This is a genomic window from Robinsoniella sp. RHS, assembly GCF_001029355.1.
Lineage (GTDB): Bacteria > Bacillota > Clostridia > Lachnospirales > Lachnospiraceae > Robinsoniella > Robinsoniella peoriensis.
In genome coordinates, this window is the sequence record NZ_JNGB01000001.1 from 99,660 (window position 1) to 111,197 (window position 11,538).

Sequence of the window (11,538 nt, forward strand, 5' to 3'; positions counted from 1 at the left end):
CCGTTCTACTTAACGTGGAACCTCAACCATTGTGTACGCTTCAACCTGGTCAAACTCTTGCACGTCATTGAATTTTTCAAATACCAGACCACATTCATAACCTGATTTAACTTCTTTTACGTCATCTTTAAATCGTTTCAGTGATGCAAGCGGTCCTTCAAAAATCTGTTTTCCTTCTCTGGTAATACGCACGGAACAGCCTCTCTGGAAAATACCGTCCAGAACATAAGAACCTGCTATTGTACCAATTCCGGATGCTTTGAATGTCTGGCGTACTTCTGCATGACCCAGTACCTTTTCTTCAAATACAGGATCTAACATTCCCTTCATTGCTGCTTCCACATCTGCGATTGCATCATAAATGACACGGTATAAATTTACATTTACCCCTTCGCGTTCTGCGGTAAGTTTAGCCGTTGCATCGGGACGGACATTAAATCCGATAATAATTGCGTTGGATGCAGAGGCCAGTATAACGTCAGATTCATTGATAGCACCAACTCCGCCGTGAATAATCTTAACGACTACTTCTTCATTGGAAAGTTTTAACAGACTCTGTTTTACCGCTTCTACACTACCCTGTACATCGGCCTTGACGATAATTCCGAATTCTTTCAGATTACCGGCTTTAATCTGTGTGAAGAGATCATCCAGGGACATTTTTGCTTTCGTATCTTCCAGAAGTTTTTCACGACCCTGGCTGATAAAGGTTTCTGCAAAGCTTCTTGCTTCCTTATCGCTGTCAGTAGCAACAAATATCTCACCTGCGTTTGGTACGTCGCTTAAACCTAAAATTTCAACAGGAGTAGAAGGGCCTGCTTCTTTTACTCTTCTTCCCTTGTCATCCATCATAGCACGTACTTTACCATAACAGGAACCTGCTGCTATCGGATCACCTACTCTTAATGTTCCTTTTTGAACCAGAACTGTCGCTACCGGTCCTTTTCCCTTATCTAACTCTGCCTCGATCACAAGACCTCTGGCTTTTCTCTTTGGATTTGCTTTTAACTCTGCAACTTCTGCTGTTAAAATAATCATCTCCAGCAATTGCTCAATACCTTCCTGTGTGTGTGCTGAAACCGGTACAAATATCGTACTTCCGCCCCAGTCTTCCGGAATCAGTTCATATTCTGATAATTCCTGTTTTACTCTTTCAATATTGGCACTTGGCTTATCAATTTTATTGATGGCAACTATTATCTCAATTCCAGCGGCTTTCGCATGGTTGATTGCTTCAATTGTCTGCGGCATAACACCATCATCTGCAGCTACTACCAGAATGGCAATATCTGTAGAGTTCGCTCCACGCATACGCATAGCTGTAAACGCTTCATGTCCCGGTGTATCCAGGAATGTAATTTTCTGTCCATCAATATTTACCACATAAGCACCGATATGCTGTGTGATTCCACCGGCTTCTTTTGCAATAACATGTGTATTACGGATGGCATCCAAAAGGGATGTTTTACCATGGTCAACATGACCCATAACACATACTACCGGAGGTCTTGCTACTAATGTTGTATCATCATCGTCATCTTCTTTTAAGAGTTCTGCGATAACATCTACTTTTACTTCATGCTCTGCAATACAGTTGTATTCCAATGCAATCTCTTCTGCAGTATCATAATCGATTTCATGATTTACCGTAACCATTGTTCCCTGAAGGAATAATTTTTTAACAATAACAGCAGCCTGGATTTTCATCTTATCTGCAAGTTCTTTAATTGTCAAAATATCCGGTAAGATAATTGTCTTGATTTCATCTTCCTTCTTTTCTACTGGCTGAGACATTGGCTTAACTGGTTTAGCAGTCTTGCTAATAGCTTTCCCACCCTTGAAATTACTATTCTTCTGATTTGGACGGTTTCCTTTGGTTTCTTTTACAAATTTATCTGTTTTGTTAAATTTATCTGCTCTGATTCTGGACTCTTTTGTAACCGGTTTAGCCAGATCTGATTTTGGAGCACTTGAAGCTGCACCATAAGATCCCTGTCCCTGTGAACGCTGTCCATTATTGTATGGTCTCTGGCCGCCCTGGTTATTATAAGGTCTCTGGCCGCCTTGACCGCCGTTGTTATTATAAGGTCTCTGGCCACCCTGACCGCCGTTGTTATTATAAGGTCTCTGACCGCCCTGACCGCCGTTGTTATTATAAGGTCTTTGGCCTCCTTGACCGCCCTGGCTATTATAAGGTCTCTGACCGCCCTGACCGCCCTGGCTATTATAAGGTCTCTGGCCGCCCTGACCGCCGTTGTTATTATAAGGTCTTTGGCCTCCTTGACCGCCCTGACTATTATAAGGTCTCTGACCTCCCTGACCGCCCTGGTTGTTATAAGGTCTCTGACCACCCTGACCGCCGTTGTTATTATAAGGTCTTTGGCCGCCTTGACTGCCCTGGCTGTTCTGGTTATTGTATGCTCTCTGGCCACCCTGACCGCCCTGGCTGTTCTGGTTATTGTATGGTCTCTGGCCACCCTGACCGCCCTGGCTGTTCTGGTTATTATAAGGTCTCTGGCCGCCCTGGCTGTTCTGATTATTATAAGGTCTCTGGCCACCCTGGCCGCCCTGATTATTATAGGTTCTCTGACCACCCTGACTGTTTTGATTATTATAAGGTCTCTGGCCGCCCTGGCTGTTTTGATTATTATAAGGTCTCTGGCCACCCTGATTGTTATAAGTTCTTTGTTCCGTTTCCTGTGGTCTGCTGTTTGGGGTAACCGGTGCCGCTGTCTGCGGTTCTTTTACACTTGTATGCTGTACCGGAGCTGCCGTCGGCTGTACGGAAACAGGTTTTGCCTGTACATCACTTCCGGCTGCCGGCTGAACCTGTGGTTTTACCGGAGCTGCTGACTGCGCCCTAACTTCCGGGTTTTCCTGTGGCTTCACTGTCTGCTGGCTCTGTGGATGCTGTACTGCACCTGTATTTCCCTGAGGTCTTCTTGCCTGTCCCTGTGAACGCTGCTGACCCGGGCGCTGCTGCATTCCGGTACGGCTGTTCTGCGGACGGAATACCTGTGATATATTTTTTTTCTTTACCGGTTCTCCTGTGGATTGTTCTTTACTTTCCGGTTTTGTAGATGTGGATGCTTCCTGTGCCTTTACTTCCCCTGCTCCCGTTGCAGGTTTAGCAGTGCCTTTTCCGATATTTTTACGGATGTCATCCACCATACCTTCCTCTATTGTACTCATATGGCTCTTTACCGTTATTCCTTTCTCTGTAAGATAATTCATGACTTCTTTATTTTGTTTCCCTAATTCTTTTGCTAACTCATGCACTCTCAATTTTGACATATTACTACCTCCGTTAATTACTGTTACTAAGCTGCTTTTCTATGGCAGTAGATAACCCCTGGTCGGTCACTGCTAAAGATGCCCGAAACTCCTTTCCAATGGCGATACCCAGATCAATCTTCGTTCCATAAAAATAAATCGGCACTTCATAGTACGTACACATATTCTGAAATTTTTTTCTGGTATTATCGGAGGCTTCTTCGGAGATAATTACAAGACATGCCTGCCCTGTTTTTACTGCTTTCTCCGTCGAGAATTCGCCGCTTACAACTTTGCCGGCTTTCATTGCCAAACCAATGAGAGACAGAATTTTATTTTGTTTCAATATGCTCTATCTCCTTTTTTAAACCTTCATATACAGATGGGGGGATACTCATTTTTAATGAACGCTCCAGCCCTTTGCTTTTCACTGCCTTTTCAAAACATTCTTTTGAAAAGCACAGATATGCGCCTCTACCATTTTTTTTACCGGTCGTATCAATGACAAGTTCGTCTTCCGGTGTTTTGAGGACTCTCATCATTTCTTTTTTGTTTTTCATTTCCTGGCATCCGATGCATTTTCGCATAGGTGCTTTTTTAACCTGGCTCATACTGTACTCCTTCGATTACTTATCTTCCGGATCCGGACTGCCTTCCAGAGAAGCTTCTTCTTCAAGAATATCCTCATCAAAACCGTCTTCTTCCATCAGTTCATCTTCGTGAAATAATTCATCTTCTGTATATGCTTCCTGGTCTTCCATAATGTTCTGTGCAAATGATTCCTGCTCATCTGCCGTCTCATTATAATTTTCTTCTTCAAAGAATCCTTCTTCTGCTTCCTCTTCGAAAATATCTTCTTCATAAGGATCATCATAGAAATCACCGGATTCTCTTGCCTGGGTTTCACTCTTGATATCTATCTTAAATCCAGTAAGCCTTGCTGCCAGTCTTGCGTTCTGTCCCTCTTTACCGATTGCCAGTGACAACTGATAATCAGGAACCACAACCTTAGCCGTTTTCTCATCATTATCTGCGATAACCGAGATTACTTTTGCAGGACTTAAGGCGTTTTCAATAAGTATTGCAGGATTCTCATCCCAGTTGATGATATCGATCTTCTCGCCTCTGAGTTCATTAACAATAGTGTTAACCCTTGCACCGTTTAAGCCGACACATGCGCCAACCGGATCTACATCAGAGTTGTTTGACCATACTGCTATCTTCGTTCTGCTTCCTGCTTCTCTTGCGATGCTTTTGATCTCTACTGTTCCATCCTTAACTTCGGTTACTTCAGATTCGAAAAGACGTTTCACCAGTTCCGGATGTGTTCTGGAAACCAGAATTTTTGGTCCCTTGGGTGTATCTTTTACTTCCAGTACATATACTTTAATACGTTCTGTAGGTTTGAAGATTTCACCTTTTACCATTTCATTTTCATTTAAGATTGCGTCTACCTTGCCCATATTGATACTTACATTCTTGCCAAGATATCTTTGAACAATACCGGTAACAACATCTTTTTCTTTGCCGTAGTACTGATTAAAGAGTACTTTACGCTCTTCTTCACGGATTTTCTGTAAAATAACGTTCTTCGCATTCTGTGTGGCAATACGTCCAAACTCTTTGGATTTCACTTCCACATTAACGATATCACCCACATCATACTTGGAATCGATCAGCATCGCATTAACAAGGCTGATCTCCATAACGCTGTCTTCTACTTTTTCCACCACTGTCTTTTCCATAAATACATGATATTCACAAGTATCCGGATTAATTGAGACTTTAACGTTGTCTGCTTTTCCAAAGTGATTCTTGCAAGCCTGAATCAGTGACTGTTCAATTGCCTCCAGCAATGTATCCTTGCTGATGTTCTTCTCCTTTTCCAGAATATTCAGCGCTTCTAACAATTCGTTATTCATGATTATACTTTTCCTCCTTGATTAGAAATCGAACGCCAGCCTGATCAGCGCAATATCCGATTTCTCAAACTTCATTTCTTCTTTGTCTTCTAATTCAATAGTTACGCTCTCTTTATCATAGGCACATAAGATTCCGACGAATTCTTTCTGTTTATTAAAAGCACGATAAGTACGGATTTCTACTTCTTCACCCATACTTCGTACGAAATCTTTCTCCTTCTTAAGCGGCCTTCCTAGTCCGGGAGAACTCACTTCCAGGATATAAGCATCTTCAATAAAATCCTTCTGGTCTAAAATTTCACTTAATGCGCGGCTCACTACTTCACAGTCATCAATTGCGATTCCGCCTTCTTTGTCGATATATGCACGCAGGTACCAGCTTCCACCCTCCTTCACATATTCCACATCAACCAGTTCAAATGCATGCTCCTTTACAATTGATAAGAGGATTTCTTCTGTTTTCTGCTCATAGATTTCTTTTTTCGTCATCTGCATCGCCTTTCTGTTCTACACAATAAAGATGAGTGGACTTTCGCCCACTCATACTCTAGTAATTTATTCATCATCTTGTTCATTATAGCACCGTGAATTGTAAATTGCAACCCCCAATTTGGGAGAAACTACCTGAAGCCCGGTTTCACTGAGGCTGTCCGCCTTTGCGTATTTACGGAGACTGCACGGACGGTTATTGGATTTTCACGGACTATACTCTGATTTTTGTTCCCTTGGTATCACGTTTGCCAAGGCGGAGTTTACTCAACTGTACTTCCTTATCTTTATATAGAATCGTAGTGTCATCCTGAGATGACAGATAGTAAACTTCCTGGATGAAATCATTTTCAGACAAACGGATCCCCCGCACGCCAACAGCGCCTTTTTTCTTCTGCGGAACTTCTTCTAATAAAAATCTCAGGAAAATGCCCTGATCTGTCTGCAGTACGATCTGCCCGCTGTCTTCAAGGCAGGTGACAGATACCACCTGGTCTTCTTCCGCCAGCTTCGTTGCGGCAATGGTTCTCTTTGCCACATCAAATTCTGTTCCTTCCACTTTTTTGATCATTCCTGTTTTCGTGGTAAATATCAGGACCGACATTTTCACCTTAGCCAGGGTTTCCACCAGTACGATCTGTTCTTCACTGCTGCTGTAGTTACAAAGATTGTCAATCGGCTTGCCCTTATCCCTAAACTTTCCGTAAGGCACATCCATTACTTTGATCAGATGCTGCTTCCCGGTATCTGTAAAAATACAGATCTTATCCGTATTCATACAGGAAAGGACATATTTATTTTCACTGTCCGCAGCTTCCTTATTCCGGTCATATGCAGTCACATCAATTGTTTTTGCATATCCGAACCGGTCCATAAGAAAGATCACTTCCATCTCTTCTATTTTCTTTTCTTCATAAACAGCCTCTGCAGCGTTTTCGATGGCTGTTCTTCGCGGTCTGGCATATTCTTTTTTGATGGCATCCAGTTCCTTAATTATCACTTTCGCCATGGATTTATAATTATTTAAAATATCCTCATAAGAAGCGATATTCTTAAGAGTTGCCTCGTGTTCTTTTTGCAGTGCTTCAATTTCAAGCCCTATCAGCTTATATAAACGCATCTCTAAAATGGCAGTTGCCTGGGCTTCCGTAAAATTCAAAGACGCGGCCGCCTTTTTGGAAGCTGCAGATTTGAATTTGATTCCTTCTGTCACACCATTAATCAGGCATTCTTTTACCTGCTTCTGGTTTTTGCTGCCTCTTAAGATTTCAATAATTAAATCAATAACATCACAGGCTTTGATTAATCCTTCCTGGATTTCTTTCTTATTTAATTCTTTTGCAAGAAGTGTTTTATATTTCCTGGTGGCAAGTTCAAACTGGAAATCAATGTGATATTCAATAATTGCTTTGATACCCAGAGTTTCCGGCTTACCTTGCGCCACCGAAAGCATATTTACACCAAAAGTATCTTCCAGACGTGTTTTTTTGTAAAGCATGTTCACAAGGTTTTCATGATCTGCATTTTTACGCAGTTCCAAAACAATACGGATACCGTCTTTGGATGACTGGTTGGATATATCCACGATGTCATTGGTTTTTTTTGTCTCCACCAGGGTTGCCACATCATTTAGGAATTTCCCGATATTGGCACCCATCATGGTATAGGGAATCTCGGTAATTACAAGGCGGTCTTTTCCGTTTTTCCCAGGTTCAAACGCTACTTTTCCTCTGAGCTTAATCTTACCTGCACCAGTCTTATATATTTGAAGAAGATCATCTTTATTCACGACGATGCCGCCTGTTGGGAAATCCGGTCCCTGTACATACTGCATTAACTCTTCCGTTGTGATTTTATTATTTTTAATCGTTGCCTTTACCGCATCGATGACCTCTCCCAGATTGTGGGGCGGGATACTGGTTACCATACCTACCGCAATACCTTCCGCACCATTTACCAGAAGATTTGGCAGACGTACCGGCAATACAGCCGGCTCTTTTTCTGTACCATCGAAGTTTGGAATAAAATCCACGACATCTTTATCCAGATCATTTAAGTAAGCTTCCTGGGTAATTTTCTGCAGCCTTGCTTCCGTATAACGCATTGCCGCCGCTCCATCCCCTTCAATTGAACCAAAATTACCATGTCCGTCTACTAAAGGAAGGCCTTTTTTAAATTCCTGTGCCATTACCACCAGGGATTCATAAATAGAACTGTCACCATGCGGATGATATTTACCCATGGTATCCCCCACAATACGGGCACATTTACGATAAGGACGGTCATACTTAATTCCCAGTTCATACATATCATAAAGCGTTCTTCTCTGAACCGGCTTTAAGCCGTCCCTCACATCGGGAATCGCTCTGGCTATAATAACACTCATTGCATAATCGATGTAAGATTTCTGCATTACATCCGAATACTCTGTTCTAATTATCTGTTCCTGTATATTTTCCATTTAAATGCTCCTTCATCGTTATACCAATTAGCAGTTTGACAAACTTATACATCCAGTTCCGCATCTGAGGCATGCTCATAAATAAATGCCCTTCTTGGCGGTACTTCCGTCCCCATTAAAAGCTCCGTTACATTGGATGCCATTCTGGCATCTTCTATTTCCACAAGCTTCAAACGGCGCGTGGCCGGGTTCAGGGTAGTTTCCCAAAGCTGATCCGCATCCATTTCTCCAAGACCTTTGTATCGCTGCAGCGTAAAGGGTCCCTTATGGGCTCTGCGGTATTTTTCCAGTGCTTTATCATCATAGAGATATTCTTCCGTACCTCTGGATGGAACTGCCTTATACAATGGCGGCATTGCTATATACACGTGTCCTTCATAGATCAGATCCGGCATAAACCGGTAAAACAGGGTCAGTAGAAGTGTACTGATATGAGCACCGTCCACATCGGCATCTGCCATAATAATGATTTTATTATAACGCAGTTTCGATATGTCAAAATCGTTGCCATAGCCTTCAGAAAATCCGCAGCCGAAAGCATTGATCATTGTCTTAATCTCAGCATTCGCCAGTACTTTATCAATACTTGCCTTTTCAACATTCAGTATCTTACCACGGATAGGCAGAATTGCCTGGTAGTTACGGTCTCTTGCATTTTTGGCTGATCCGCCTGCGGAATCTCCCTCTACGATGAATATTTCACATTGCTCCGGTTTACGGCTTTCACAATTGGAGAGTTTTCCATTAGAATCAAAGGAATATTTTTGCCTTGTCAGCATATTCGTTTTTGCTTTTTCTTCAGATTTTCGAATTTTAGCAGCTTTTTCGGCACAGGAAAGTACACTTTTTAAAGTTTCCAGGTTACGGTCAAAGTAAAGGACAACCTCTTCTCCCGTCACCTTTCCGGAAGCTTTTGCCGCATCCTGATTATCCAGCTTAGTCTTTGTCTGGCCTTCAAAACGCGGAGCCGGATGCTTGATAGAAATTACGGCAGTCAATCCGTTTCGGATATCGGCACCGGTAAAGTTGGTATCTTTTTCTTTTAAAATCCCTAATTCCCTTGCGTAATTATTCATGACGGTGGTAAAAGTTGTCTTAAATCCGGTCAAATGGGTTCCGCCCTCTGCATTATAAATATTATTACAAAAGCCCAATACATTTTCATGGAACTCATTGACATACTGAAACGCACATTCTACTGTTATGCCTTCCGCTTCTCCTTTAAAATAAATGGGCTCATGTAGGGATTCTTTATGCTGATTCAAATCCTTTACAAACCCAATAATTCCATCTGGTTCATGAAATTCAATATGTTCTGTCTCCGCTCCCCGCCTGTCTTCAAATACGATTGTAAGAGTCGGATTTAAATAAGCTGTTTCGTGGAGACGGCTTTTCACTTCCTCCGCCGCAAAATTAGTCTTTTCAAATATTTCCGGATCCGGCAGGAAGTTAATCAGTGTACCTGTCTTCCTGGACTTTCCAATTACCGGCAGCAGTCCGTTTTCCAAATCAATGACCGGAATTCCTCTTTCATAGCGGTCATGATGAATCGCACCTTCCCTGCTTACCTTAATATCCAGATACGTAGATAATGCATTTACGACAGAAGAACCTACACCATGCAGTCCGCCGCTTGTCTTGTATACCGAATCATCAAATTTCCCCCCGGCATGCAGTGTCGTAAATACCAGACGTTCTGCTGACATTCCCTTCTCGTGCATCCCCACCGGAATACCACGTCCATTGTCATTTACCGTACAGGAACCGTCTTTCTCCAGTGTTACCTCGATCCGGTCACAAAATCCAGCCAGATGCTCGTCCACTGCATTATCGACAATTTCATATATAAGATGATTGAGGCCTTTTCTGGAAACACTACCAATATACATACCTGGTCTCTTTCGAACTGCTTCCAGGCCTTCCAGTACAGAGATGCTGCTCGCATCATATGTCATCGTTTGCTTTGCCATTTTCATTATCCTTTCATAACTTATCATTTACCTAACCGCTATTATAACAACATCCGGATTAAAAATGCAAGTAAAAATCAAATTGCCTCTTCATCCGGTAACTTTTACAGGCATTAAAAAGGAACCCGCATATTGAAAAAGGGTTCCTTTTCTGATTCGTCTGATATTTAATTTACGGGCTGCATCTTTTGCAGGGATCATATCCTTTGGAAACTAAATCATCCCTGCTTCCATTATAATACTGCTTATTGGATTCGTTCATTTGTTTTACGGATGAACATCCGGGCTTATGAAATTTACCGGTATTCGTATTAATGATAAAATCCGTTCCTTTTGCCGTAGCCTCTGTTGCTGATTCCGTAGTTTGTTTTTCGCTCCGGCTATTTTTTATATCACCTGATTTACCGGTTTTATCTTCTTTATTGGAAGTATATTTCCAGGTAATATCAGTCCCATCGCTGGATGCCACGATGGATCCCAGTTCATCTGTCCTATAATATTTAATCTTATTCTCAGATAACTTTTTAAGACTCTCTTCATCCGGAAGTCCGTAATCATTATCTTTCCCTACGCTGATAACCGCGTATGCAGGCTGTACAGCTTTTAGAAATGCATCCGTTGTGGACGTGCGGCTGCCATGATGGCTAAGTTTTAATACATCTGCCTTCAGATCGATCTTGGAATCCAGCATATCTTTTTCTGAATCTTTTTCAGCATCTCCGCACAGTACAAAGCTGTTCTTTCCATTTACCAATTTAATGCCTACCGACCAGTTATTATAATTATCGCCATAGTCCTTGCCCTTTTTTGGTGACAAAATGGTAAATTCAGAATCACCCAGCTTGTATTTCTTACCCGGTACAGGATCGGTAATACTAAGCTTCTTTTTTTCAATTGCAGCTACAACATCTTCAAATGTCTTCGTTGTGTGGGCTTTTGCCGGCATGATTAATGTCTGGATGTCATATGTATCAATTACAGTGTCTAATGAACCGATATGATCTTCATGGGGATGTGTTCCGATTACATAATCCAGCTTTTTCACACCCTGTTTTTTCAAATAATCTAAAATTGTGTCTGCATCATCATTATTTCCTGCATCAACCAGCATATACTTTCCTGCTGACTCCACCAGAATACAGTCCGCCTGACCCACATCAATAAAATGTACATTCATCCCCTTATTTTGGGTTTCTTTACTTTTGGATATCTGTTGATCTGCAGCTGAAGCAGTTCCTGCCGCTGCTTCAGCTTTATTCATTCCGATTGTTCCAATTCCGCACAAAACAAAAACCATGGCAAATAACAGCCCTAATATTCTCTTTGTTTTAAATCCTCTCATCTCTTGTTCCTCCCTGGCATATATGGCAGCAGCCTAATGATACCTCTATATTAGTGCCAAATCATGGATTTGTCCAGTGCT

8 protein-coding genes are annotated in these 11,538 nt (G+C 42.0%); all 8 read right to left on the minus strand.

Features of this window, described 5'->3' with window-relative positions; translation table 11 throughout:
• Window positions 1-9: 9 nt before the first annotated feature.
• Window positions 10-3,294 carry a translation initiation factor IF-2 gene (infB, locus tag RHS_RS29795; protein WP_395020878.1) on the minus strand — a complete coding sequence of 1,095 codons (3,285 nt, stop codon included), beginning with the start codon at window positions 3,292-3,294 and terminating at the stop codon, window positions 10-12.
• A 13-nt stretch (window positions 3,295-3,307) separates the two neighbouring features.
• Window positions 3,308-3,619, minus strand: a complete 312-nt coding sequence (locus tag RHS_RS00440; RefSeq protein WP_027294247.1) for a ribosomal L7Ae/L30e/S12e/Gadd45 family protein — start codon at window positions 3,617-3,619, stop codon at window positions 3,308-3,310.
• Window positions 3,606-3,884, minus strand: coding sequence for an RNase P modulator RnpM (rnpM, locus tag RHS_RS00445; RefSeq protein ID WP_027294248.1), 279 nt, complete (start codon window positions 3,882-3,884; stop codon window positions 3,606-3,608). Before rnpM ends, RHS_RS00440 begins: the two co-directional genes overlap by 14 nt.
• Window positions 3,885-3,899: 15 nt before the next feature.
• On the minus strand, window positions 3,900-5,195 hold the full coding sequence (gene nusA, locus RHS_RS00450) for a transcription termination factor NusA (RefSeq protein ID WP_044289389.1): 1,296 nt from the start codon (window positions 5,193-5,195) through the stop codon (window positions 3,900-3,902).
• Between the two features lie 21 nt (window positions 5,196-5,216).
• Window positions 5,217-5,684, minus strand: coding sequence for a ribosome maturation factor RimP (gene rimP, locus RHS_RS00455; protein ID WP_027294249.1), 468 nt, complete (start codon window positions 5,682-5,684; stop codon window positions 5,217-5,219).
• Window positions 5,685-5,898: 214 nt separating this feature from the next.
• Window positions 5,899-8,145: a DNA topoisomerase (ATP-hydrolyzing) subunit A gene (locus RHS_RS00460; RefSeq protein ID WP_047832062.1), complete on the minus strand. Its 2,247-nt coding sequence runs from the start codon at window positions 8,143-8,145 to the stop codon at window positions 5,899-5,901.
• A 44-nt stretch (window positions 8,146-8,189) separates the two neighbouring features.
• On the minus strand, window positions 8,190-10,115 hold the full coding sequence (locus tag RHS_RS00465) for a DNA gyrase subunit B (protein WP_047832063.1): 1,926 nt from the start codon (window positions 10,113-10,115) through the stop codon (window positions 8,190-8,192).
• A gap of 172 nt (window positions 10,116-10,287) precedes the next feature.
• Complete coding sequence (locus RHS_RS00470) at window positions 10,288-11,457, minus strand: ComEC/Rec2 family competence protein (protein ID WP_047832064.1); 1,170 nt, start codon at window positions 11,455-11,457, stop codon at window positions 10,288-10,290.
• Window positions 11,458-11,538 lie beyond the last annotated feature (81 nt).